Here is a 24734-nt window from a genome sequence, read left to right on the forward strand (position 1 = left end):
CACAAGGGGGACCTGCAACATGTTAGAAAGAACGTTGCGTGTATTAGAATATAATAAAGTAAAAGAACAATTACTTGAACATACAGCCTCTTCACTTGGTCGTGACAAAGTGAAGAACTTAGTGCCGAGCACTGATTTTGAAGAAATTGTAGAGATGCAAGATACAACGGATGAAGCAGCGAAAGTCATTCGTTTAAAAGGCAGTGCACCATTAGGTGGCATTACGGATATTCGCTCCAATGTGAAGCGTGCAAAGATTGGAAGTATGTTAAGTCCGAATGAACTACTTGATATTGCAAATACGATGTATGGTAGTCGCAATATGAAACGTTTCATTGAAGATATGGTTGATAATGGTGTCGAGCTTCCGATTTTAGAAACTCATGTCGCTCAAATTGTATCTTTATATGATTTAGAAAAGAAAATTACAAATTGCATCGGTGATGGCGGTGAAGTAGTCGATAGCGCAAGTGATAAACTGCGTGGTATTCGTACTCAAATTCGTACTGCGGAAAGCCGCATTCGTGAAAAGTTAGAAAATATGACGCGTTCTTCAAACGCGCAAAAGATGCTGTCTGACTCAATTGTAACGATCCGTAACGAACGTTACGTAATCCCAGTAAAACAAGAATACCGCGGCGTATATGGCGGTATTGTTCACGATCAATCGGCTTCTGGACAAACGTTATTTATTGAACCGCAAGTCATTGTAGAATTAAATAACGCGCTTCAAGAAGCACGTGTGAAAGAAAAACAAGAAATCGAACGCATCTTATTAATGTTAACAGAAGAAGTGGCAGTGGAAGCGGATATCGTTTTATCAAACGTAGAAGTAGTTGCAAATCTTGACTTCATCTTTGCGAAAGCTTTCTATGCGAAGCGTATTAAAGCAACAAAACCAATCGTAAATAACGAGCGTTATATGGATTTAAGACAGGCACGTCATCCGCTTATTGATCCAGAAGTTATTGTGCCAAATAACATTATGTTAGGTAAAGATTTCACGACAATTGTTATTACGGGACCGAATACAGGTGGTAAAACAGTTACACTGAAAACAGTTGGTATTTGTGTTTTAATGGCGCAATCTGGTCTTCACATTCCAGTAATGGATGAGTCAGAGATTTGTGTATTCAAAAATATCTTTGCTGATATCGGTGATGAGCAATCGATTGAACAAAGCTTAAGTACGTTCTCCTCACATATGGTGAACATTGTTGATATTTTAGAAAAAGCTGATTTTGAAAGCTTAGTTTTATTCGATGAGTTAGGTGCTGGAACAGACCCGCAAGAAGGGGCTGCACTAGCCATTTCAATTTTAGATGAAGTATGTAATCGTGGTGCTCGCGTTGTTGCTACGACGCATTATCCAGAATTAAAAGCATACGGATATAACCGTGAGCAAGTTATTAATGCGAGCGTTGAGTTTGACGTAAACACGTTAAGTCCAACGTATAAATTATTAATCGGTGTACCAGGACGTAGTAATGCCTTTGAAATTTCGAAACGCCTTGGATTATCTGATCGCGTCATTGAGCAAGCGCGCAATCACATTAGTACAGATACAAACAAAATTGAAAATATGATTGCGAAGTTAGAAGAAAGTCAAAAGAATGCAGAGCGTGACTGGAACGAAGCAGAAGCGCTTCGCAAGCAATCTGAAAAACTGCATCGCGAATTACAACGTCAAATTATTGAATTTAACGAAGAACGTGATGAACGATTATTAAAAGCGCAAAAAGAAGGAGAAGAAAAAGTCGAAGCTGCAAAGAAAGAAGCAGAAGGCATTATTCAAGAACTTCGTCAATTGCGCAAAGCACAGCTTGCAAACGTGAAAGATCACGAGCTAATTGAAGCGAAGAGCCGTCTAGAAGGCGCAGCGCCAGAGCTTGTGAAGAAACAAAAGGTAAACGTGAAAAACACTGCGCCGAAACAACAGTTACGTGCAGGTGATGAAGTAAAAGTATTAACGTTCGGTCAAAAAGGTCAATTGCTTGAAAAAGTAAGCGATACAGAGTGGAGCGTACAAATCGGTATTCTGAAGATGAAAGTAAAAGAATCTAACATGGAATACATTAATACACCGAAACAAACAGAGAAAAAAGCAGTTGCAACAGTAAAAGGTAGAGACTATCACGTTTCTTTAGAACTTGACCTTCGTGGTGAACGATTTGAAAATGCAATGGCGCGCGTTGAGAAATATTTAGACGATGCCCAGCTTGCAAGCTATCCTCGCGTATCAATCATTCACGGTAAAGGAACAGGAGCACTTCGCCAAGGTGTACAAGATTACTTGAAGAAGCACCGCGGTGTGAAAACATTCCGTTACGGTGATATGGGCGAGGGAGGCCTAGGTGTAACAGTTGTCGAATTAAAATAGAAAACAACGAAACAAAGGGGAAACCATTATATGTTTATGGACAAACTTGCAAAAGTATTGTTAGCTTGTTGCGGAATATTTTTGGTGATTGGGGTTATTTATTTAGTTGTTTTTGCGAAGTAAACGAGCGTCAATCGTGGCATAATGATATTGCCATAGATTGACGCTTTTAATATATATGAAAAGGAATAAGCTATGAAAATCAACCAATACATAAGCGAAGCAAAATCCTGTTCAAGACGTGAAACAGATCGCCTCATTAAAGCCGGGCGCGTAGCGGTTAACGGCGAAATATGTACGCACGGTGCAATTGTAAGTGATGATGATGTAGTAACGATTGATGGACGGGTTATTGTAAAGGAAGAGAAAGAAAAGGTGTATATCGCCTTTCATAAGCCAGTTGGCATTACTTGTACAGCAGCTGATCATATTGAAGATAATATTATTGATTATATCAATTACCCAGAGCGAATCTTTCCAGTTGGACGATTAGATAAAGCGTCAGAAGGTCTTATTTTATTAACGAATGACGGTGCGATTGCAAATCAAATTTTACACGGTGATCATGAGCATGAGAAAGAATATGTTGTCACAGTCGATAAACCTTTTACAGATTGGTTTATTAATGAGATGTCCAGCGGTGTAAAGATTAAAGATGGGATGACGAAGCCGTGTAAAGTGATGAGAGTGAATCAGTCTACATTTCGCATCGTTTTAACGCAAGGGATGAACAGGCAAATTCGTAGAATGAGCCGTGCTTTCGGGTTTACTGTAACAAAGCTAAAGCGAATTCGCATTATGAATATAGAGCTAAATGATCTTGAAGTAGGAAAGTGGCGAGACATTACAGCTGAAGAATTAGAATTATTAATAGGACAGTTATAGGGAGGGAAAATTTTCTTCCTATATTTTTTTGTCAGAAAAAATAAAACTATTGATTTTTTAAAAAATAGCCCATATAATAAAAAACAACAAGTTTCGACAAGATATTTTATAAAAGTAATGATGAGGACATGAGTTGTATTTTACGATTCTCAGAGAGGGAAGCCTTAGGCTGTGAGCTTCCTAATACGAAAAGACAAGCTTACCACCTCTAAACTTCAAGAGTGAACTGCATACATGATGCATTGTAATTCTTGGCGGATAAAACCGTTATCAATTTACACGAGCTATAAAATGAGCTTATTTCGTTATAAATTCATTTTATTAGAATAAGGGTGGAACCACGATTTCAACACTCGTCCCTTTGTTAGGGACGGGTGTTTTTTGCGTTCTTTTACGGGGAAGTATGCTTGAAAGAGGATATATGACGGATTTTAATTCAGAATATTTTGTTAAATTTAAATTAGGAGGTTAGTAGAAATGAAATCATCTTTAAAGTTTTCTGAGATGTTTGCAATAAGTTTAATGTTATTTGCACTATTTTTCGGTGCAGGTAATATGATTTTTCCACCAGCATTAGGACAAGGTGCTGGAACAGATGTATGGATCGCACTATTTGGTTTTGTCGTAACAGGCGTTGGATTGCCTTTATTAGGCGTTATCGTTATAGCTTTAAAGGGAGATATTAATGAGCTAGCAGGGCGTGTACACCCTATATTCGCACTAGTTTTTATTACTGCAATTTATTTATGTTTAGGCGTATTCGTAAGTGTGCCGCGTACAGGAACGGTTGCTTATGAAATGAGTGTTGCACCATTTTTACCAAGTGAAATAGCTGGTCAATCGTATCCACTTATTATCTTTACATTTATTTTCTTTGCTCTCACTTTCTATTTAGCTTTAAACCCATCAAAATTAGTGGGCCGCATCGGTAAAGTATTAACTCCGATTTTATTAGCTGTTATTGCAATTATTGTAGTGAAAGCACTTATTACACCAATGGGTGAATTTGGTGCACCAACAGAAGCATATAGTGCTCCGCTATTTAAAGGTTTTATTGACGGATATTTAACTTTAGATGGACTTGCAGCACTTGTATTCGGAAATGTTGTAATTCATGCGTTAAAAGAAAAAGGTATTACAAATAAAAATAGCATTGCAAAAGTAACAATTTTTGCAGGATTTATTGCGGCACTTGGTTTACTACTAGTTTACTTGGTGCTTGCTTATCTCGGAGCTTCTAGTGTCTCTCTTGGAATGGGAGCCAACGGAGGGATTATTTTAACAAACGTTGTAAATCATTTATTCGGTAGTTACGGAACTCTATTATTAGGAATCGCAATTACAGCAGCATGTTTAACAACTTCTGTAGGTATTGTTGCAGCTTGCGGAGAATATTTCTCTTCTTTATTACCAAAACTTTCTTATCAAAAGGTTGTTTTCATTTTCTGCGTATTAGCATTTATGGTAGCGAATCTTGGATTAACTCAGTTAAATGCATTAGCATTACCGATTTTAATTGCAATTTACCCAATTGGTATCGTGCTTATTGTATTATCACTTGTTGAAAACTATATTCGTCTTCCTTTAGTCATGTATGTAGGTGGTATTGTAGGAGCATTCATGATTAGTTTCTTTGATGGGTTACACAATGCAAATCTTGAGATTGCAGCATTAACACCAATTTTAAATAAAATTCCATTATATAGTGTTGGGATTGGTTGGTTCGTTCCTGCTCTAGTAGGTATTGTAATTGGATATGTCTTTTCATTGTTTCAAAAGAAAGAAGTTGCTGTAGAAAAATAGAGAAAAGGGGCTTTCTTTCATAGAAAGCCTCTTTTTTTGTAGAAAAAGTGTTATATAGAGAAATTTAGATATTTAAAATTTTATACGTAATATAGTTGACAAAAAAATTATGAGTAGGCTAAGATTGACTTAGTTGTGGAAATATTGGAAGGAAAGTGAGGAGTGAAAGGTATAAGACTTTCTATAACGATATCATTTTGGTAGATAGAGGTGATAGAGTAGAAAATGGTAGTTTTATTTTTTTTTGAGTTTAATTGAGAATGATAATCAACAAAAAAGATAGGGACTTATGTGAAAAAATGAATCGCTCTTTATAAGGAATAGAGAGGGATATTATTTTTAACATGAATTGAGAATGATAATCAATAATATCTGTATTACATAAACAAATTACAATTAAATAAGGATAGAAGATTATTATTTTTTTCTAATATAATGAGAATAATTATCATTTTCAAAAAAGTATGGATGAAAGATAAACAAGGAGGAAGTAAGCCAAATGAGAAAGATTTCTGTATTACCCGCTTTTATTATAACGTTCGTATGTATGCTAGCTTTTCTTGTCATGCCATATGGGAAAGTTGCAGCACAACTAGCTGACGGTACTTACGATATTAACTATGTCATTCAAAAAGCGGAAAATGATTCAGCTTCAATGGCAAATGATTATTTTGAAAAACCAGCTAAGCTAGTTGTGAAAAATGGTGAGATGAGAGTGCAAATCCCGATGAATCATAGTGCTTGGATTACAGAATTTAAAGCACCTGAGAACGGGAATTTTGTTGATGCAAAAGTTGTTAGTAAAGATGAATCGGCAGATAAAAGAACAGTAGAGTTTAAAATAGATGATTTATCTAAACCAGCTGCTGCAAAAATTCATGTTGTTGTACCAAACGTAAATTATGACCATAACTACACAATTCGCTTTGCATTTGATGCAAATGTAAAAGCGGTAGGTGGAGAAAATAAAGCAACAGCTGTAACAAAGAATAACGATCAAACAAAAACAGATACAAAACTAAAAGAAGAAGTGAAAAAAGAAGAGAGTAAAGAAGCAAATAAAGAAGCGAACAAAGGAACAAATGAAAGTGGTAAAGCTGAAAAAACAGATAACCCAAAAACAGGCGATGAAGCACGTATCGGATTATTTGCAGCGTTAACCCTTATTTCAGGAGTTTTCTTCATTCGTAAAGTACGTCAAAACTAAATAAAGGAGCGGTATTCCATTGAATAGATATTTTAAAATTGTTGTTGCGATGTTCTTAATGATATTTACATTCGTATCAACATTACAACCTCTTGCAGTTCAAGCAGCGACTCAATTAGCTGACGGTGAATATTCAATCGGTTTTAAAGTTCTTAAAGATACATCGGATGAAGTATCTAAGATGAATGATTATGTTATAAGTCCAGCTACTTTAAAAGTAAAAGATGGAAAACAAAAAGTCTCATTTACTTTAAAAAATAGTGAATGGATTACGAAGTTTACAACAGAAAAAGATGGTCAGTTTGTTGATGTAAATGTGATTGAAGAGAATAAAGAGAAGAATACTAGAGTAGTAGAATTCGATGTGGCAGATGTAGCAAACGTTTTAAATGGAAAAGTCAAAGTCGATATCGATGCGATGAATTATCATCATGTTTTTGATGTTCGCATCAAATTTGATTCAAGCAGTATTACACCAGTTCATGTAGAAAAGCCAAATGAAAAAGAGGATCCAGCAAATAAGCCAGATCCAAATGAAAAACCGGATCCAAGTCAGAAGCCCGACAAAAAGCCTGACCCAGATCAACAACCAAATTCTAACACAATTGCAGATGGAGAGTACAGTATTCCATTTAAAGTGTTAAAAGATAAGACAGATGAAGAATCTAGAATGAATACTTACATGGTAAATCCAGGAGTATTAAAAGTAGAAAACGGTAAGAAAAAAGCATTTGTAACACTAAAAAGTAGCTCATTAATTAAAAATTTCCAAACGGAAAAAAATGGTGCATTTATTGATGCAAAAGTAGTGAGTGAAGATAAAGAAAAAGATACAAGAGTCGTAGAATTTGAAGTAGACGATGTATCTAAAAAACTAAATGCAAAAGTTTTTATTGAAATGGCATCAAGAAATTATAAACAAACGCATGAGGTACAGCTTTCATTTGATCAAGAAAAACTTGAGCCAATTAAGAACGAAGAAAAGCAACCGGATGAAGATAAAAAGCCAGAAGTAGAAAAACCAGATGGAAACAAGAATCCAGATGCTGACACAATAAAAGATGGTGAATACAGCATCGATTTCAAAGCTTTAAAAGATCAAACAGAAGAAATTTCAATGATGAATACGTATACAAAGAGTCCAGGCGTGTTAAAGGTAAAAAACGGTAAAAAATATGTATCATTCACATTAACGAATAGTGCATGGATTACAAAGTTTGAATTTGAGAAAAATGGTTCGTTTATTGATGCAAGGGTATTAAGTGAAGATAAAAAGGCTGATACACGCGTAGTGGAAGTAGAAGTAAACGATTTATCTAAAAAGTTAAATGTAAAAGTGAAAGTAGATATCGATTCAATGAATTACCATCATTTCTACAATATCCAATTTGCATTTGATAAAGATAGCATTCAGCCAGTAGAAAACCAAGGTGGAAACAATAACCAAGGTGGAAACAACAACGAAGGCGGAAACGAAAACCAAGGTGGAAACAACAACGAAGGTGGAAACGAAAACCAAGGTGGAAACAACAACGAAGGTGGAAACGAAAACCAAGGTGGAAACAACAACGAAGGTGGAAACGAAAACCAAGGTGGAAACAACAACGAAGGCGGAAACGAAAACCAAGGTGGAAACAACAACGAAGGCGGAAACAATAACCAAGGTGGAAACAACAACGAAGGCGGAAACGAAAACCAAGGCGGAAACGAAAACCAAGGCGGAAACGAAAATCAAGGTGGAAACAATAACCAAGGCAATAACACAACCATTGATCCAAAAGCTCTTAAAGATGGTGAATATAGCATTGGTTTTAAAGTTTTAAAAGATAAAACAGAAGAAATTTCAATCATGAACACATATACAAAGAGTCCAGGTGTATTAAAAGTAAAAGATGGTAAGAAGTATGTATCGTTTACATTAACGAATAGTGCGTGGATTACAAAGTTTGAGTATGAAAAAAATGGTTCTTTCGTTGACGCGAAAGCGTTAAGTGAGAACAAAGAAAAAAACACAAAGGTAGTAGAAATAGAAGTAGATGATTTATCAAAAAAATTAAATGCAAAAGTAAAAGTAGATATTGATGCGATGAATTATCACCATTTCTACGATGTTCAATTTGTGTTTGATCAAAATAGTATTAAAGTTTCAGGTAACGAAGATGGAAACAACAATCAAGGTGGAAACGACAACCAGGGCGGAAACGATAGCCAAGGTGGAAATGAAAACCAAGGTGGAAACAATAACCAAGAAGGAGATAATAAGCCGAAAGTAATCGTTGATCCGAAAAATTTAGTAGATGGTCGATACGATATTCCATTTAAAGTGTTAAAAGACAAAACAAATGAACTTTCAAAGATGCATGACTATACTGTGCATCCAGCAAAATTAATCGTTAAAGATGGTAAAAAGTACATTGAGATGACACTGAAAAATAGTGCGTGGATTACGAAATTCCAAACAGAAAACAATGGTCTATTTGCTGATGCGAAAATAGTGAGCGAAGATAAAAATGCAAATACGAGAGTAGTGCAATTTGAAGTAAGTGATTTATTTGCAAAATTAAATGCAAAAGTAAAAGTAGATATTAACGAAATGAACTACCATCATTTCTACGATGTACAAATCCAATTTGATACAAATAATATTGGTGCGTTAGGAACGATTAAAGAGGATCCCCAAAAAGATCCGAAGAATGATCCGAAAAATCCAGTAACTACACCGAAAGTAGATAATGTAAAAACAGTAGGAACTCCTGATTTTAACCGAAATGCAGATGGTAAAAAGAAAAACGAAGCTACAAATAATGATGCGAAAAAAGAGAAAAACTCAAAAACTGCAGATACAGCACAGCTTGGTTTATACATGGTGCTACTGCTTGGGTCACTCGCTTTACTAGTTCGTAAATATAGAGCTGGTAGATTGTAATTTTGGGAGTCTTGATGCGTTTTCAGGCGCATCAAGACTTGTTTCATATTGTTTGGAAAGGAGTGGTGATTAAGAGTGAAGAAAATTGCAAGTGTACTAATGGCTATCATTTTATTAGTGAGTATAGCTGGTTGCTCCCCACAAAAAAAAGAAACAGCGAAGCCGGCAAAGAGTGAAGATAAAGAGAGGGTTGTTGCAACGACCGTCGCTGTTACTGAAATTATGGATGCGTTAGAAGTAGATTTAGTTGGTGTGCCAACGAGTACGAAAGATTTACCAAAAAGATATAAAGGTTTAGCTGAAGTCGGGAATCCGATGAGTCCTGATATGGAAAAAGTAAAGTCGTTAAAGCCGTCAGAAGTATTATCCGTGACAACACTTGAATATGAATTAAAGCCAGTGTTTGACGGTGTAGGTATGAAAGCAAATTTTGTGGACTTAACTAGTTTAAAAAATATGCAAAATTCCATTAATAATTTAGGTAAGCAATATGGACGCGAAAAGCAGGCTGAAGCAGTTGTAACGAAGTTAGATAAAAAGGTTGCTAGCATTCAAAAAGAAGTAAAAGGAAAGAAAGAACCGACAGTGCTTATTTTATTAGGTGTACCGGGGAGCTATTTAGTAGCAACTGAGCATTCCTATATTGGTGATTTAGTGAAACAATTAGGTGGTAAAAACATTGTACAAGGTGAACAAGTAGAATATTTAGCTTCTAATACAGAGTATTTAAAGAAAGCTGATCCGGATATTATTTTACGAGCAGCTCATGGTATGCCTGATGAAGTTGTAAAAATGTTTGATAAAGAATTTAAAACAAATGATATTTGGAAACACTTCGCTGCAGTTAAAAATAATCGTGTTTACGATTTAGAAGAGCGTTTATTTGGAACGACAGGAAATTTAGCAGCAATTGAAGCGTTAGATGAATTGAAAAAAATGATGTATCCATGATGCATTTTCATATAAAGGAAGAGTGAAATGAATAAAAAAACTTGGAGTTTTCTCATTGTTACTGCATTACTTATCGTTATGACATCATTGTCAGCGATGAAAGGGAGTTTAGAAGTAGGTATTGTTGAACTTGTACAAGGGATATTTACAGGTGGAAATGAAGATGTTGAGGTCATTAAAGATTTACGTTTTCCGCGTATTATTATTGCGTTATTCACTGGAGCGGCTCTTGCTGTTTCAGGTGTGCTTTTTCAAGCTGTAATGAAAAATCCACTTGCCGATGCTGGGGTAATTGGGATATCTTCAGGAGCAAGTTTTATGACACTTGTTATTATAACGTTATTCCCGCAATTCTTTTTCTGGACACCAGTATTCGCCTTTTTAGGTGGTGCGTTTGCGTGTTATCTCGTTTATGCCTTTTCATGGAAGTCAGGGTTAAGTCCACTTCGTATTATTTTAGTTGGTATAGCTATTAATGCGATGTTTACTGGATTAAATGAATCTTTCATTACGATTTGTGGATATTTCATTAAGAGTATTAAGCAAACGACGACTTCTAATATAACGATGAAGACGTGGAGCGATGTAGAAATAATGGTTACGTATGGAACAATTGGTCTTATTCTTGCACTGTTTGTAGGAGCTTGGTGTAATTTATTATCGCTACAAGATAAGACTGCGAAAAACTTAGGTTTGCACGTGACGAGAGTTCGTCTTATTATTTCTGCTATTGCAGTACTTTTAGCGGCAGTATCAACAGCGATTGCAGGAGTCATTGCTTTTGTTGGATTACTTGTTCCGCATATTTCGAGACAACTAGTTGGTTCAGACCATAAAGTGTTGATTCCATTTTCTGCACTTGCAGGAGCGTTATTAATTTTGACGGCGGATACGATTGGAAGGTTAATTGTGCCACCTAATGAAATTCCAGCAGCAACAATTATGGCAGTCATTGGTGGACCATTCTTAATATTCTTGCTTAGAAAGAGTGATAAAGTTCATGGAAATTAAAAATGTAACCTTTTCGTATGATAATGTAACGGATCGATTAAAGTCGGTTAGTAGTGAAATAGAAATTGGTAAAGTTACAACAATTATTGGTCCAAATGGTTGCGGGAAATCGACATTACTTGGCGTGATGTCAAGAAATCATGATCCTCGTAGCGGAGAGGTCATACTAGATGGGAAAGCAATTAGCCAATATAAACCGAAAGAGTTTGCTAGAAAGTTAGCCGTTGTCCATCAACAAAATGAAGCACCAGCAGATATGACGGTAGAGAAATTAACAAGTTTTGGTCGTATGCCTCATAAAAATATTTTTTCCTCGCAAACCGATGAAGATAGAGAAGCGATCGAAAGGGCTTTAGCATATACGAATTTGCTAAGTAAACGTGATAAAGAGATTCATGCTTTATCTGGTGGAGAAAGACAACGTGTTTGGATTGCCATGACGTTAGCTCAGGAAACACCAATGCTCTTTTTAGATGAACCGACAACCTATTTAGATATTTATTATCAACTTGAAATATTAGAGTTAGTAAAAGAGTTAAATGAAGTACATGGATTGACGATCGTCATGGTATTACACGATATTAATCAGGCGATTCGCTATAGTGATCACATCATCGTTATGAAAGATGGCGAGATTGTTACGAAAGGTAAGCCGGATGACGTTGTGACAGAAAGTATGATAAAGGCGATATACGGTGTAGATGTCGTTGTAAAGCAAGATGAAGATACAGGATTGTATATGGTCCCAATGGGTATTTAAATATGCGAACAATCCGTTTTGAGGTGATAATTTGAGTAGTAAAAAAGAACGGAAGAAGAATTCTTTTTTTCAACGAATACTTACAGTTGTTTTTTTAGGTACCTTTTTCTATTCAGTATATGAATTAGGTGATATTTTCATGGATTACTATGAAAATCGTAAAGTAATGGCCGAAGCACAAAATATTTATGAAAAAAGTCCGATGGAAGAGCAATCACAAGACGGGGAAGTGCGTAAACAGTTCAAAGCTCTGCAGCAAATTAACCAAGAAATAGTTGGATGGGTTACGATGGATGATACACAAATTAATTATCCAATCGTTCAAGCGAAAGACAATGATTACTATTTATTTCGTAATTATAAAGGTGAAGATATGAGAGCAGGAAGCATCTTTATGGACTATCGCAATGATGTGAAATCTCAAAATCGAAATACTATTTTATATGGTCATCGTATGAAAGATGGTTCTATGTTTGGAAGTTTAAAGAAAATGTTAGATGAAGATTTCTTCATGTCGCATCGTAAATTATATTACGATACATTATTTGAAGGATATGATCTTGAAGTGTTCTCGGTGTATACAACAACAACTGATTTTTATTACATTGAAACGGATTTTAGCAGTGATACGGAATACACATCATTTTTGGAGAAAATTCAAGAAAAATCGTTGTATAAAACGGATACAACAGTAACAGCAAGTGATCAAATTGTAACACTTTCGACGTGTGACTATGCACTCGATCCGGAAGCAGGAAGGTTAGTCGTACATGCGAAACTAGTAAAAAGACAGTAAAAAAGTATAGAATAGGAGAAGTGGTAACGCTTCTCCTATTCTATACTTTAAAAAAGAAATATGTTTACTGTGCTGCAGCCATTGGCATACGTACAACTTTTACATCATAGTAAGAGATTTTATTATCAAGAATATAATCTGGCATTCCGCCTTGATGGGAGTGAGCAGCTTTAAATGCTAGGCTCTTTGTCCAACCTTGGAAATCTTCTTTTGCATTCCAGCGCGTGCTAATTGTTACCTCGTCATAATCAACTGTATTTTGCGTTAGAAGAACTTCTAATCCTAAAAATCCTGGCATTGTTTCGACTTGACCTACTTTATTAAAACGATCAATTAATTTATGTCCATTTCCCTTTGTAATTTTAGCTGTATTTGTAACAATAATCATGTTTATTCCTCCTATAAGTTGTAGCCTTTATTTTCGAGAATTCATATACATTAAATGATAATGAAAATCATTATCATTGTCAATGGTAATCTTAAATTATGATAATATTTTTAATCCCGCTATTTGCTGGGCAGTAAGACCCCCACCTCAAAATTTAGCGAAAGCGAAGAAGTTAGGTGGAGGGCGGGCTGATTAAAGTTTCACTTTATGTAGTATAATATCCTCCTGTTGACTATATATTTAACTTGGTTATATATTATGTAAATAGAATCAATCGAAAATATATAGAAGTAAAGTATGGTTTATACTTTGCTGTCGCAATACTATGAACAAGGAGGGCATTATGGTTGAATCACTTTTACTTAGTATCGTTATTATTATTACATTAGGTATTGCTTCACAATGGACTGCATGGCGCTTCCAGCTTCCTGCGATTGTTGTTATGGCAGTTGCTGGATTATTAATTGGTCCGGTTTTCGGTATTATTAATCCCAAAGAGGTGCTTGGGGATGTTTTTAGTCCACTCGTATCACTCTCTGTTGCGATTATATTGTTTGAGGGTAGTTTAAGTTTAGATATACGTGAACTGAGGGGGCTATCAAAACCAGTATTTCGTATCGTTACGTTTGGTGCGTTTATCGCGTGGATTGCTGGCTCGCTTGCAGCTCATTACGTCGCTGGATTAGATTGGGCGGTTGCATTTATTATTGGAGGACTTTTTATTGTGACAGGTCCAACGGTAATTATTCCGTTGTTACGCCAAGCGCGATTAAAACCAAGAACAGCTGCAATTTTAAAATGGGAAGGGATTATCGTTGATCCATTTGGCGCTTTGCTTGCTGTATTCGCCTTTCAAATTGTAAATTTCTTAACGAAAGAAAATGTACAATTACATACGTTGCTGTACTTCTTTGCAGGTTCATTATTTGCAATGGTACTCGGTTATGTATTTAGTATTTTTATGAGCTATATGATTTTAAAGGGAAAAGTACCAGAATATTTAAAAGCCCCAATTTTGCTAGTTACGGTACTGTTATGTTTTGGCATTGCGGATGAAGTGATGCATGAAACAGGTATGCTAGCTGTGACAGTAATGGGGATTACGCTTGCGCGGATGAAAAAATATATTTCTTCTATCGGTGATATTCGTCATTTTAACGAAAATATTTCTGTGCTACTAACGTCGACTGTTTTTATCATATTAACAGCATCCCTTCCAAGAACAACGATTATGGAGATTTTCAGCTGGCCTATTATAAGCTTCGTACTTATGATGCTATTTGTTGTACGCCCTTTATCGATTTGGATATCGACAATCGGCACAGAGTTAACAAAAGCAGAACGGGCGCTAGTTGGCTGGATTGCGCCGCGAGGTATTGTTGCATTAACGGTTTCAAGTTACTTTGCGACGGAGTTATTACAAGAAGGTTATAAAGATGCTTCTATATTAACGGCACTTACATTTGCACTCGTTATTACGACCGTTTGTGCTCATGGATTTTCAATTGGATTTTTAGCGAAAAGATTAGGATTGGCGAATACGGAGCCACCAGGAATTTTAATTTCAGGTGCGAGTACATTCTCATCTGCTTTGGCATTGCACTGTAAAGAAATGGGTGTTCCGAGCTTAATTGTAGATGTATCAGAAGAGCATTTGCAATGTGCAAAGGTGAAAGGGCTTAATACATATAATGGTCAAGTACTCTCTGAACAGTTACAATTTGAAGTTGATATGAATCAGTATGAATACTTAATTGCAGTTACAGATACGGATTCTTATAATGTATTAGTCGCAAATACATACGTACCGCAGTTTGGACATCATAATACATTTTTACTTCCAATCCATGATGTGGAAAAGATTGAACAAGAACGCATTTCCCTTTCGAAAAAGGCTCATTTACTGTTTGGTCAAAATGAAATTTATGAAGAATTAAATAGAAAAATTGAAGATGGTTATACGTTTAAAACGATACAAGTTGCAGAAGAACAAAAGATTAATAAAGAAGAAATCGATTCAGAGGATTTAATATTATTTATTCGCCATAGAGATGGTAGTCTTACTTTTTCAACATTGTATAAATATATAGCTGTTATGCCAGGGGATGAGCTAGTTGTACTAGCAAAGCAATAATATGGTATAGTGAAACGAGGCTGTTTTTCAGTCTCGTTTTTTAAGTGCTTCCTATAGAGAAAGCATGCAAATGGAAAGGAAGTTTTTATATGCGATCAGAAGTAACTGTAAAAATAAAACCGAAATTTATAAAAGAAATTAAAAGTGGATATCCGCTTATTTTAAAAGATGCGATTCAAAATTTAAATGATGTTCAGGAAGAAGGAACAATCATTAAAGTGGTAGATGAGAAAAACCACTTTGTCGGAAAAGGTTATTATGGAAAACAAAATAAAGGATACGGCTGGATTTTAACGAGAAAAGAGAGTGAACAAATTAATCAATCTTTCTTTGAAAGTAAAATTAAATCTGCCTTACATAAACGAAAACAATTTTACAAATCAAGTGATACGACAGCATTCCGTGTTCTAAACGGTGAAGGTGATGGGCTTGGAGGCTTAATCATCGATTATTATGACGGCTATTATGTAGTAAGTTGGTATAGTGAAGGGATTTATACTTTCAGAGATGAGATTATAGCAGCTCTTCAAAAAGTAGCAAATTTTAAAGGTATTTATGAGAAGAAGCGTTTTGATACGAAAGGGAAATACATTGAAGGCGATGATTTCGTAGCAGGAGAGCGCGGTGAGTTCCCGCTTATCGTAAAAGAGAACGGTGTGAACTTCGCTGTTTATTTAAATGACGGAGCGATGGTTGGGGTATTTTTAGATCAACGTAACGTGCGAAAACAAATTCGTGATAAATATGCGAAGGGAAGAACTGTGTTAAATATGTTCTCTTATACAGGTGCTTTTTCTGTATTTGCAGCGCTTGGCGGAGCAAGCAAAACGACGAGTGTCGACCTTGCAAATCGTAGTTTAAGTAAAACAATTGAGCAGTTTAGTGTAAATGAAGTTGATTATGAAGCGCAAGATATTATCGTAGAGGATGTATTCCTTTACTTTAAATATGCAGCGAAGAAAAAGATGAAGTTCGATATGGTTGTATTAGACCCCCCAAGCTTTGCGCGCTCGAAAAAATATACATTTAGTGCAGCAAAAGATTATAAAAATTTATTAAAAGAAACAATTGCTATTACAGAAAATAACGGTATTATCGTTGCTTCTACAAATTGTAGTGCATTCGATATGAAAAAGTTTAAAGGCTTTATTGATACAGCATTTAAAGAAATGAATGGCAAATATAAAATATTAGAAGAACATTCTTTACCAGAAGATTTCCGTACAATCGATCAATTTAAAGAAGGAGACTATTTAAAAGTAGTTTTCATCGAGAAAATTAAAGGGTAATAAAGAAAAAGGAGCTCGAGTTTACTTGAGCTCCTTTTCTTATTGAACGATATTTTGTACTCTACCGACTTGCCCGTCCTGCAATCGAACTTTAATGCCATGGGGATGAGAAGGGGAGTTCGTTAAAATATCTTTTACAATTCCACGTGTTAATTTGCCGGTGCGTTGATCTTGTTTTAATACAATATCAACTTCAAGGCCGGGTGCGATATTAGAACGTTTTTGTCCGTTCATTTATACACCTGTACGTCTACGTTGGTTGTTTGTCTTTTTCGTTTGTTGGTTTTGTAATTTTTTTGTTTCTTGGCTTTGGTTTTTGGCATTTTGACCATTACCGTTACTTTGCTTTTTCTTTGCAAGTTGTTCGCGCATTAAATCAGCTAAGCTTACTTTTTTGTTTTCTGACATGATAAGTCTCCTTTATATAAAGTTAATTATGAACAATCGTAGTGAATTTCATCATATCATTGTTAAGGAAGGAAGGGAAGTTGGTTTGAAAATTCATATATTTGTTTCAAGTCTGTAGTAGTTACGATACAATTGAATTGTTAACGTTTGTAAAAAGGGGATAGACATATGTCACATCATATTTTATTAGTTGAAGATGATCTCTCAATTCAAGAGATGGTGGAAAAGTATTTAGTGAAGGAAGGCTTTCAAGTTACAATCGCATCTGACGGAGAAGAAGGGGTAAACACATATTTAAAAGGTTCCTTTGATTTGATTATCCTCGACATTATGATGCCAAAGCTAGATGGCTTAGAGGTTGTACGTATTATTCGTGAAAAAAGTGCCGTTCCGATTTTAATGATGTCAGCAAAAGATACAGATGTTGATAAAGCTGTTGGATTAGGACTTGGAGCAGATGATTACATTTGTAAGCCATTTTCTATGATTGAATTAGCCGCGCGTGTAAAAGCAGGTATTCGCAGGTCTACGAAATATTCGGCTACAGAAACAACAGAAAAGACGATTCAAATTGGTGATTTAACGATTGATCCAATTAATTTTACTGTGGAAAAAAACGGGAAGCCTCTCAAACTTACTTTAAAAGAATTTGAGATTCTAAAACTGTTTGTAAAGAATCAAAATCGTGTATTTACAAAAGCACAAATATATACACTAATTTGGAACGAAGAGTATTACGGTGACGATAACGTTATTAATGTTCATATGAGAAGATTGCGTGAGAAAATCGAAAGTGATCCATCTAATCCAGAATACATTAAAACGTTATGGGGCATCGGTTATAAGTTGGAAGTGATGTAATATGGTCAATTTGTTAATAAGTATTATTTTTATATTGTTATGTGTCATTTACATACAATATAAAATGAGAAAAAATAGTAGTGAAAATTTAAGATACACATATGAAAAGTTAGAAAGTATTGTAAATGAAAAAACAGGCGAGAAGTTACTTGTTATGACAGATGATCTAGAATTACAAAAATTATTAGTGGCAATTAATCAATTATTAGATGCAAAACAGAAAACGAATGCAGATCATGCGAAAGTAGAAATTTCGATGAGAAAAATGCTTTCAAATATTTCACATGACTTGAAAACACCGCTAACAGTTATTCTTGGATATACAGAAATGTTAAATAAGGATAAAACGATGAGTAAAGAAGAACAACAAATATTACTTGAAAAGGTGCATGTGAAAACACTAGAAGTGATGGAACTAATTCATAAGTTTTTTGATCTAGCAAAGTTAGAATCTGGTGACAAGGCAATCGAGATGACAAAAGTAAATATGAATGAAGTTTGCCGTGAGAAAATTTTATCTTTTTATGATTTAGTGACGACGAAAGGGTTTCAAGTTCATATTAATATACCAGAAAGAAATATATATGCACTTGGAAATGTAGAAGTATTAGGTAGGGTATTGAACAATTTTATATCAAATGCGATTACATATGGAGACGATGGAAAGACACTTGGTATGACGTTAAGAGATGATGAAACGAATGTGTATATAGACGTATGGGATACAGGAAAAGGAATTGATGAATCGCATATTGATAAAGTGTTCGAGCGTATGTACACACTTGAAGATTCAAGAAATAGATTGTACCAAGGGAGCGGTTTAGGTTTAACGATTACAAAAAGGCTTGTAGAAGCGATGGACGGAGAAATACATCTTTTTAGTAAGCCGTATGAAAAGACAATTTTTACAGTTGCATTAAAGAAGATGCAGTTTTAGCTTGTAGAGAAGAGATTCTACAAGCTTTTTTGCAGCGTAAGGAATTTGTAAGAAACGGGTAAGAAAAAAGAGATTTCCGTTGTCTATTATAAAAATATAAAGTAGTGCGAAAGGGGAAAGTGACATGACCTATATATTAAAAACGAATCAGTTAACGAAAGTGTTTAAAGGGAAAGAAGTTATTTCTAGCGTTAACATGCATGTGAAAAAAGGAGAGATATACGGTTTCTTAGGACCGAATGGTGCTGGTAAAACAACGATTATGAAAATGATTACAAATTTAATAAAACCGACGAGCGGTGATATTGAAATTTTTGGTGAGAAGTTAACGGATACATCTTATGAATTGTTAAAGCGCATGGGGACAATTATTGAATATCCAATCTTTTATGATAAATTAACGGCGAAGGAAAACCTAGAATTACATTGTGAATATATGGGGTATTACGATAAAAACGCAATTGATCATGCTTTACATTTAGTGAAACTGCACGGTATAGATGATAAAAAAGTAAAAGATTTTTCATTAGGGATGAAGCAAAGACTTGGTATTGCAAGGGCGATTATGACGAAGCCAGAATTACTCATTTTAGATGAGCCAATTAACGGTTTAGATCCAATTGGTATTAAAGAATTAAGAGACTTATTTAAAATGCTTTGCAAAGAATATGGTATTACGTTATTAGTCTCTAGTCATATTTTAGGCGAGATGGAACTAATGGCAGATACAATCGGTGTAATTCAAAATGGAAAACTAATAAAAGAAGTTTCGATGAAGAGTATTAACGGAAAACAAACAGAGTACATTGAAATTACTGTTCCTGATGTGAAGCGTGCAGCTTATATTTTAGAAGATAAACTCGGTATAAAAAATTACAAAATAATGAGCGGGAATATGATTCGTGTGTATGAATTGAAGGCGACGCAGCAAGCTATTTCAAAAGCACTTATTATGAACGATGTAGAAATTGAAAGTATTAATAAGAAACATAGTTCCTTAGAAGAATATTTCTTAAATGTAATGGATGGAGAGGGCATTCATGCTTAATGGATTGTTAGTGAATCTAGTAAGTGGATTGATTGTAATGTTCATAAGTGGGATTTTATATTATAGGAAACCAGAGCGGAAATGGTTGTTAATTCTACTAATGATAGGAATGTTCAGCGTAGTTACTGCTGGAATTAGAATGTTAGCAGTGTAGAGACAGTTATATAAAGAATGGAGGAGTGGTTTGTATGCTTAGATTAATGAAGCTCGAGTGGAAAAAACATAAATTATCTAGTTATTTTAAAGGAGTAGCGATTGGTATTATAGCAATTTTTGCTGCGGTAAGTCTTATGGCATGGGGATCTAAAGTAGAGGATGATTTGATGTTCTCTAGCTATATGGAATACATGTCTTTAGCAAATATTTTTATTAGAATTACATTTATTATTTTTGCATCGGTTATTTTATCACGTTTAGTGATTGATGAATACAAGAACAAAACAATACAGCTATTATTTATGTACCCACTGCAAAGGAAAATGCTAATGAGAGCGAAATTAGCAATTGTTTTTAGTTTTTGCTTTGTGAGTACGATAATCGCAACATTCATTATTAGTTTACTCATATTCTGTATGAATCCAATAATAGGAATACTTGAAACACCTGTTACGATGGGGGAAATAATAGCTACCGTTCCAACTACTATTATAAGTGCATTTATGATATCGGGTATAAGTTTAATTCCTTTATTTTTTGGTATGAGAAAGAAATCGACACCGACAACTATTACTTCTGCAGTGATAATTGGGATGCTAATAAACAGTAACGTTGGTCCTGGAAACGGTCAAGTAAGTATGTATGATTTTATATTTATCCCAATTGTACTCTGTTTATTAGGAATTTTTATTAGTTATCTATCGTATCGTAAAATTGATAAAATTGATGTAGCGTGAAAAAAGCTTAAAACAAAAACGAACTGAGGTATGACTGGTGAAAAAAATAATAGTAATTGCAATATTATTCATTACAATTGCTAGTGCGGTTTTGGGTTTTAAGGTATTTCAGGGCAAAGATTTTAAGCAAGAAAAGTCTTTTGAGATCAATAATATAAAAGAAATAGAAGTAGACAATGAAAACTGGAATATTGAATTTAAAAGTACAGACGCTAATAAAATAGTAATTTCTGCTCAAGGTCAACAAGTAGATAAAGAGATAGATCCCGTCAAAATAGAAAATGACGAAAATAAAATTTTGATTAAGCAAAAACAAAAGGTGACCAAATTTTTTAATGGTTTTACGTTTAGGAAGAAAAATAGTATATGTATAGCTATTCCGAAGAAAGAAATAGACAAAATTGTAGTAAATAATAAATCGGGTGATGTGAAAATAAACGATATAGTAGTAAAAAGTATCGTGACAAAAGGCAAGTCTGGAGATGGAATGATTACAGGACTATCGGCAGAGAAGGGTGAGTTCATATCCGAAAGTGGGGATTTGATGTTAAAAGATAGTTCGTTACAAGAAGTAAATATAACTTCTATTACTGGCGATAATTATGTAAAAAATATAAAAAACGAAAATATGAACATCAATTCAACATCCGGTGAAGTATTACTGAAAGATATGAAAGAAGGAAAATCATTATTTGTAGAAACAAAATCAGGAGATATTGGCGTACGGTATAAAGGTGTCCCGGCATCATTGAAGCTTACGGCTAAAAGTAATTCGGCTGACGTGATAGTGGATTTAAAAGGACTTAAGAAAGATAAAAATACAGAAAAAATAAAAGTAGGAACGATTGGTGATGCAAAAAATGAAGCGAAGATTTTAAGTGAAACAGGAGTCATTTATATTGATTAAGTCTTAGGAGAAAGGAGGACTATCATGCTACGTTTAATGAAGCTAGAACTAAAGAAGTTTAAGCTTGGATGGTATGTGAGGGGAGCGATTATTGCAAATCTTGTTATACTGGCATTCATGATCTTTACGAGCATCGTTGCTCAAATAGAGGGAGATCCAGAAATAAGAGATCCGCAGATGATTTTGTTAATGGCTAGTGCAGTAGTAAGGGCAACATTTATTATTTTTGGTAGTGTATTAATCGCAAGGCTAATAATTGGTGAATATAAAAATAAAACAATACTACTCATGTTTTCTTATCCTATTAACCGAAAGAAAATGATGGCTAGTAAGTTGGCTATTACAGCGATAGTAACATTTATAACAGTTATTGTATCTAACATTTTAGTAGTAGGAATTTTCTTTGGGATAGATAGTTATTTTTCAATTCTTCCTCATTCATTCACAGTAGATCAATTGATGCAAGAAGGAATAAAACTGATTCCGTTAGCCATTGCAACTGCGGGGATGAGTTTAATCCCATTATATTTCGGAATGCGTAAACGTTCCGTGCCAACTACAATTGTTTCATCAATTATCGTTGTATCAATTGCAATTAATAACACCCCAATGTTTTCAACGGCAACTTTTCTTCCCCTTCAACTAGCATTGGCAGCAATTGGAGTTGCCATTGCATATTACGGAATAAAAAATATAGAGAAGGAAGATATAGCTGTATGATAAGAATACGTAAAAAATAGTTTCACATGAAACAAGTTACAGAAAAAGACAAGATGTGTAAATCACCTTGTCTTTTTCTGTAGTTACATTTTAGGAGCTTCCATTCCAGCCGCAGCCCATTCTTCTTTTGCAGGACCATATACGCCAGGAACTGTTAAGCCAGCTTGCCTCATTAAAACCGTCATTTGTCCGCGGTGATGATTTTGATGATTAATAAGTGTCATTAAAAATATAGAATTCGGCATTGGACGACCAAAGAAGTCATTAATAGTTGCTAAATCTTTATCAGTCCATTCGCTTTGAAGTGCTTCAACAAAGGCCGCATTCACTTTACGGTATTGATCAGCAATTGTTGTTGCAGAAGTTGGTACAGGATAATCCTTCGTTTCTCCTTCAAACTTAAGCCCTGTGCCAGATAGCATAACAGGAATTGCAGTCACGATATGCCAAGCAACTCTGCCTAATGTCCAGTGCCCAGGTGCAATTTCTTGTGATAAAGATTCATCTGTTAATGCATCGAGCATTTTTTGAGTAGACTCAGCCTCGTATGTCCATGATTGCAAGAAGCCTTCAATAGTTTGGTACATATTTATCCCTCCTAGTTATGTTCATAGGTTACATTCGTGAAAAAAAGATAGTTTCCTTTAGTTAAGTGAACGAATACAAAAAGAGGCTTCTCATATAAGAAGCCTCTTTTTAACTAACCAACCTTCGTCTCGCTCTTCCTCATCAACCATAAGAAATAAGGTGCTCCAAGTACAGCAACGACAAGACCAGAAGGGATTTCTTTCGGGTATGCACTTGTTCGTCCGAGTAAGTCAGCAATGGCAAGAAGGATTGCTCCAAATAGTGCGGAGCAAACGAATAATCTTTGATGATTCATACCAACGACGATTCGTGCTAAGTGAGGTGCAACAAGACCTAGAAAGGCAATCGTACCGACAGCTGCGATATTTACAGATGCAAGTAGTGTTGCTAACACAATGAGAGCAAGGCGTGTTTTATTTACTGATTGCCCGAGTGATTCAACTAATAATCAGTGGAGATGGGGCGAAAGTACAAGCAAAAAGAGAGCGAATCGCATGTAATAATTACTAGAATCTATGGAATGAATCTGTGTTTATCCTCACTAGGTAAAGTATTTCTTTGTTATTTAGATAGGTGTTCTAACTCGGTGATTGGTACTTAAAAGATTGAATGTAAAGGACGTGATCAACATGTCTTCATGGAACAATAATATAAATGGATATTGTAGTTGTAATAATCAAAATGGTGTACATGTTGATTCATGTTGTTTTAGCTGTGATGGGACAGTCCCTAAGATAGGTCAAACAGGTCCGACGGGGACAACGGGCCCAACAGGAGCGACAGGAATAACAGGTCCAACGGGAGCAACGGGAATAACAGGTCCAACAGGAGCAACGGGTTCAACAGGATCAACAGGATCAACGGGAATAACGGGATCAACAGGAGCGACAGGAATAACAGGTCCAACGGGAGCGACAGGGATAACGGGTCCAACGGGAACGACGGGATCAACAGGAACAACAGGTCCAACAGGAGCGACGGGAATAACGGGTTCAACAGGATCAACAGGATCAACAGGAGCGACAGGAGCGACAGGAATAACAGGTCCAACGGGAGCGACAGGGATAACGGGTCCAACGGGAACGACGGGATCAACAGGAACAACAGGTCCAACAGGAGCGACGGGAATAACGGGTTCAACAGGATCAACAGGATCAACAGGAGCGACGGGAATAACGGGAACAACAGGTCCAACAGGAGCAACGGGAATAACAGGAACAACAGGCCCAACAGGAGTAACGGGAACAACAGGCCCAACAGGAGCAACGGGAGCGACGGGAACAACAGGCCCAACAGGAGTAACGGGAACAACAGGTCCAACAGGAACGACGGGTTCAACCGGAGCAACGGGTTCAACCGGAGCTACAGGTACAAGTATCACGGCGACGTATGCATTTGCAAATAATACGTCGGGAACAGCGATATCGGTACTTCTCGGTGGAACGAATGTCCCGCTTCCGAATAATCAAAATATCGGTCCTGGTATTACGGTTTCCGGGGGAAATACAGTATTTACGGTTGCAAATGCTGGGAATTATTATATTTCATATACGATTAATATAACGGCTTCATTATTAGTCAGTTCTCGTATTACAATTAATGGAGCACCACTTGCTGGAACGATCAATTCTCCTGCGTTAGCAACTACATCATTTAGCGCAACAATTATTACAACTCTTGCAGCAGGAGATGCTATTAGTTTGCAACTATTTGGTTTGTTAGCTGTTGCAACATTATCAACAACTACACCAGGAGCTGTGTTAACGATAATAAGATTAAGCTAAATAATAACTCTCTTATTTTTTTATAGATTAGGAGAGTTTGTACATATAATAAGAAGTT

At 35.5% G+C, this 24734-nt stretch carries 23 protein-coding genes, 1 pseudogene and 1 other annotated feature; of the genes and pseudogenes, 19 read left to right on the forward strand and 5 right to left on the reverse strand.

Annotated features, from left to right (window positions below; genetic code table 11):
- The first annotated feature begins 19 nt into the window (after positions 1 to 19).
- The 9 genes from QCI73_RS04860 (at position 20) to srtB (ending at position 12719) form a co-directional block, all read left to right on the forward strand.
- On the forward strand, positions 20 to 2380 hold the full coding sequence (locus QCI73_RS04860; protein ID WP_074610096.1) for an endonuclease MutS2: 2361 nt from the start codon (positions 20 to 22) through the stop codon (positions 2378 to 2380).
- A gap of 195 nt (positions 2381 to 2575) precedes the next feature.
- Positions 2576 to 3265, forward strand: a complete 690-nt coding sequence (locus tag QCI73_RS04865; protein WP_353822592.1) for a 23S rRNA pseudouridine(2604) synthase RluF — start codon at positions 2576 to 2578, stop codon at positions 3263 to 3265.
- Positions 3266 to 3373: 108 nt separating this feature from the next.
- Positions 3374 to 3629, forward strand: a binding site (T-box leader).
- Between the two features lie 113 nt (positions 3630 to 3742).
- Entirely contained in the window at positions 3743 to 5068 is a 1326-nt protein-coding gene (brnQ6, locus tag QCI73_RS04870) for a branched-chain amino acid transport system II carrier protein BrnQ6 (protein WP_353822593.1), read from the forward strand.
- A gap of 499 nt (positions 5069 to 5567) precedes the next feature.
- On the forward strand, positions 5568 to 6275 hold the full coding sequence (gene isdC, locus QCI73_RS04875; RefSeq protein ID WP_353822594.1) for a heme uptake protein IsdC: 708 nt from the start codon (positions 5568 to 5570) through the stop codon (positions 6273 to 6275).
- Between the two features lie 19 nt (positions 6276 to 6294).
- Entirely contained in the window at positions 6295 to 9201 is a 2907-nt protein-coding gene (locus QCI73_RS04880) for an NEAT domain-containing protein (RefSeq protein ID WP_353822595.1), read from the forward strand.
- 75 nt (positions 9202 to 9276) lie between these two features.
- Positions 9277 to 10152, forward strand: a complete 876-nt coding sequence (gene isdE, locus QCI73_RS04885; RefSeq protein WP_327922415.1) for a heme ABC transporter substrate-binding protein IsdE — start codon at positions 9277 to 9279, stop codon at positions 10150 to 10152.
- 27 nt (positions 10153 to 10179) lie between these two features.
- The gene (locus QCI73_RS04890; RefSeq protein ID WP_327922416.1) at positions 10180 to 11163 is read left to right on the forward strand and encodes a FecCD family ABC transporter permease; all 984 of its coding nucleotides are present in this window, start codon (positions 10180 to 10182) and stop codon (positions 11161 to 11163) included.
- Positions 11153 to 11923, forward strand: a complete 771-nt coding sequence (locus QCI73_RS04895) for an ABC transporter ATP-binding protein (protein WP_262724966.1) — start codon at positions 11153 to 11155, stop codon at positions 11921 to 11923. Before QCI73_RS04890 ends, QCI73_RS04895 begins: the two co-directional genes overlap by 11 nt.
- Positions 11924 to 11954: 31 nt before the next feature.
- On the forward strand, positions 11955 to 12719 hold the full coding sequence (srtB, locus tag QCI73_RS04900; protein WP_070806923.1) for a class B sortase: 765 nt from the start codon (positions 11955 to 11957) through the stop codon (positions 12717 to 12719).
- A gap of 64 nt (positions 12720 to 12783) precedes the next feature.
- Here the strand turns inward: srtB and isdG are convergent, their stop codons facing one another.
- Positions 12784 to 13107 (reverse strand): heme oxygenase, encoded by a 324-nt coding sequence (isdG, locus tag QCI73_RS04905; RefSeq protein ID WP_353822596.1) that lies wholly within the window; start codon positions 13105 to 13107, stop codon positions 12784 to 12786.
- Between the two features lie 343 nt (positions 13108 to 13450).
- Here isdG and QCI73_RS04910 point away from each other — a divergent pair, with 343 nt between their 5' ends.
- Together QCI73_RS04910 and QCI73_RS04915 are read left to right on the forward strand one after the other, a co-directional pair.
- On the forward strand, positions 13451 to 15241 hold the full coding sequence (locus tag QCI73_RS04910; RefSeq protein ID WP_000230343.1) for a cation:proton antiporter: 1791 nt from the start codon (positions 13451 to 13453) through the stop codon (positions 15239 to 15241).
- A gap of 89 nt (positions 15242 to 15330) precedes the next feature.
- Entirely contained in the window at positions 15331 to 16530 is a 1200-nt protein-coding gene (locus tag QCI73_RS04915; protein ID WP_098224757.1) for a class I SAM-dependent rRNA methyltransferase, read from the forward strand.
- A gap of 39 nt (positions 16531 to 16569) precedes the next feature.
- Here QCI73_RS04915 and QCI73_RS04920 read toward each other — a convergent pair whose 3' ends face one another.
- Positions 16570 to 16764 (reverse strand): YwbE family protein, encoded by a 195-nt coding sequence (locus tag QCI73_RS04920; protein WP_001014310.1) that lies wholly within the window; start codon positions 16762 to 16764, stop codon positions 16570 to 16572.
- Positions 16765 to 16938 (reverse strand): hypothetical protein, encoded by a 174-nt coding sequence (locus tag QCI73_RS04925; protein ID WP_353822597.1) that lies wholly within the window; start codon positions 16936 to 16938, stop codon positions 16765 to 16767.
- Between the two features lie 168 nt (positions 16939 to 17106).
- Between QCI73_RS04925 and QCI73_RS04930 the strand changes: the two genes are divergently transcribed.
- From QCI73_RS04930 to QCI73_RS04960, 7 genes are all read left to right on the forward strand, one after another.
- Positions 17107 to 17799 (forward strand): response regulator transcription factor, encoded by a 693-nt coding sequence (locus QCI73_RS04930; protein WP_000018065.1) that lies wholly within the window; start codon positions 17107 to 17109, stop codon positions 17797 to 17799.
- A gap of 1 nt (position 17800) precedes the next feature.
- Positions 17801 to 18736 carry a HAMP domain-containing histidine kinase gene (locus tag QCI73_RS04935; protein ID WP_327922417.1) on the forward strand — a complete coding sequence of 312 codons (936 nt, stop codon included), beginning with the start codon at positions 17801 to 17803 and terminating at the stop codon, positions 18734 to 18736.
- Between the two features lie 124 nt (positions 18737 to 18860).
- Positions 18861 to 19784, forward strand: a complete 924-nt coding sequence (locus QCI73_RS04940) for an ABC transporter ATP-binding protein (protein WP_016086047.1) — start codon at positions 18861 to 18863, stop codon at positions 19782 to 19784.
- Positions 19777 to 19938 carry a hypothetical protein gene (locus tag QCI73_RS04945; RefSeq protein ID WP_353822598.1) on the forward strand — a complete coding sequence of 54 codons (162 nt, stop codon included), beginning with the start codon at positions 19777 to 19779 and terminating at the stop codon, positions 19936 to 19938. Before QCI73_RS04940 ends, QCI73_RS04945 begins: the two co-directional genes overlap by 8 nt.
- A gap of 34 nt (positions 19939 to 19972) precedes the next feature.
- Positions 19973 to 20677, forward strand: coding sequence for an ABC transporter permease (locus tag QCI73_RS04950; RefSeq protein ID WP_262724971.1), 705 nt, complete (start codon positions 19973 to 19975; stop codon positions 20675 to 20677).
- Positions 20678 to 20714: 37 nt separating this feature from the next.
- Positions 20715 to 21584 (forward strand): DUF4097 domain-containing protein, encoded by an 870-nt coding sequence (locus QCI73_RS04955; RefSeq protein WP_262724972.1) that lies wholly within the window; start codon positions 20715 to 20717, stop codon positions 21582 to 21584.
- Between the two features lie 24 nt (positions 21585 to 21608).
- A complete protein-coding gene (locus QCI73_RS04960; protein ID WP_353822599.1) occupies positions 21609 to 22304 on the forward strand; it encodes an ABC transporter permease in 696 nt (231 codons plus the stop codon).
- 83 nt (positions 22305 to 22387) lie between these two features.
- Here the strand turns inward: QCI73_RS04960 and QCI73_RS04965 are convergent, their stop codons facing one another.
- Both QCI73_RS04965 and QCI73_RS04970 read right to left on the reverse strand, forming a co-directional pair.
- Positions 22388 to 22891: a DinB family protein gene (locus QCI73_RS04965; protein ID WP_327922418.1), complete on the reverse strand. Its 504-nt coding sequence runs from the start codon at positions 22889 to 22891 to the stop codon at positions 22388 to 22390.
- Positions 22892 to 23004: 113 nt separating this feature from the next.
- A pseudogene (locus tag QCI73_RS04970) lies at positions 23005 to 23337 on the reverse strand (FecCD family ABC transporter permease); the annotation flags it as partial.
- Positions 23338 to 23521: 184 nt separating this feature from the next.
- Between QCI73_RS04970 and QCI73_RS04975 the strand changes: the two are divergent.
- Complete coding sequence (locus QCI73_RS04975; RefSeq protein WP_353822600.1) at positions 23522 to 24676, forward strand: BclA C-terminal domain-containing protein; 1155 nt, start codon at positions 23522 to 23524, stop codon at positions 24674 to 24676.
- Positions 24677 to 24734 lie beyond the last annotated feature (58 nt).

Origin of the sequence: Bacillus cereus group sp. MG16, assembly GCF_040459875.1 — a bacterium.
Lineage (GTDB): Bacteria > Bacillota > Bacilli > Bacillales > Bacillaceae_G > Bacillus_A > Bacillus_A paranthracis.

What these genes read in the sequence shown, in the direction of transcription:
- QCI73_RS04860 (WP_074610096.1), top strand. Translation starts at nt 20, where the DNA reads ATGTTAGAAAGAACGTTGCGTGTATTAGAATATAATAAAGTAAAAGAA.
- QCI73_RS04865 (WP_353822592.1), top strand. Translation starts at nt 2,576, where the DNA reads ATGAAAATCAACCAATACATAAGCGAAGCAAAATCCTGTTCAAGACGT.
- brnQ6 (WP_353822593.1), top strand. Translation starts at nt 3,743, where the DNA reads ATGAAATCATCTTTAAAGTTTTCTGAGATGTTTGCAATAAGTTTAATG.
- isdC (WP_353822594.1), top strand. Translation starts at nt 5,568, where the DNA reads ATGAGAAAGATTTCTGTATTACCCGCTTTTATTATAACGTTCGTATGT.
- QCI73_RS04890 (WP_327922416.1), top strand. Translation starts at nt 10,180, where the DNA reads ATGAATAAAAAAACTTGGAGTTTTCTCATTGTTACTGCATTACTTATC.
- QCI73_RS04895 (WP_262724966.1), top strand. Translation starts at nt 11,153, where the DNA reads ATGGAAATTAAAAATGTAACCTTTTCGTATGATAATGTAACGGATCGA.
- isdG (WP_353822596.1), bottom strand. Translation starts at nt 13,107, where the DNA reads ATGATTATTGTTACAAATACAGCTAAAATTACAAAGGGAAATGGACAT.
- QCI73_RS04910 (WP_000230343.1), top strand. Translation starts at nt 13,451, where the DNA reads ATGGTTGAATCACTTTTACTTAGTATCGTTATTATTATTACATTAGGT.
- QCI73_RS04915 (WP_098224757.1), top strand. Translation starts at nt 15,331, where the DNA reads ATGCGATCAGAAGTAACTGTAAAAATAAAACCGAAATTTATAAAAGAA.
- QCI73_RS04920 (WP_001014310.1), bottom strand. Translation starts at nt 16,764, where the DNA reads ATGAACGGACAAAAACGTTCTAATATCGCACCCGGCCTTGAAGTTGAT.
- QCI73_RS04925 (WP_353822597.1), bottom strand. Translation starts at nt 16,938, where the DNA reads ATGTCAGAAAACAAAAAAGTAAGCTTAGCTGATTTAATGCGCGAACAA.
- QCI73_RS04930 (WP_000018065.1), top strand. Translation starts at nt 17,107, where the DNA reads ATGTCACATCATATTTTATTAGTTGAAGATGATCTCTCAATTCAAGAG.
- QCI73_RS04935 (WP_327922417.1), top strand. Translation starts at nt 17,801, where the DNA reads ATGGTCAATTTGTTAATAAGTATTATTTTTATATTGTTATGTGTCATT.
- QCI73_RS04940 (WP_016086047.1), top strand. Translation starts at nt 18,861, where the DNA reads ATGACCTATATATTAAAAACGAATCAGTTAACGAAAGTGTTTAAAGGG.
- QCI73_RS04945 (WP_353822598.1), top strand. Translation starts at nt 19,777, where the DNA reads ATGCTTAATGGATTGTTAGTGAATCTAGTAAGTGGATTGATTGTAATG.
- QCI73_RS04950 (WP_262724971.1), top strand. Translation starts at nt 19,973, where the DNA reads ATGCTTAGATTAATGAAGCTCGAGTGGAAAAAACATAAATTATCTAGT.
- QCI73_RS04960 (WP_353822599.1), top strand. Translation starts at nt 21,609, where the DNA reads ATGCTACGTTTAATGAAGCTAGAACTAAAGAAGTTTAAGCTTGGATGG.
- QCI73_RS04965 (WP_327922418.1), bottom strand. Translation starts at nt 22,891, where the DNA reads ATGTACCAAACTATTGAAGGCTTCTTGCAATCATGGACATACGAGGCT.
- QCI73_RS04975 (WP_353822600.1), top strand. Translation starts at nt 23,522, where the DNA reads ATGTCTTCATGGAACAATAATATAAATGGATATTGTAGTTGTAATAAT.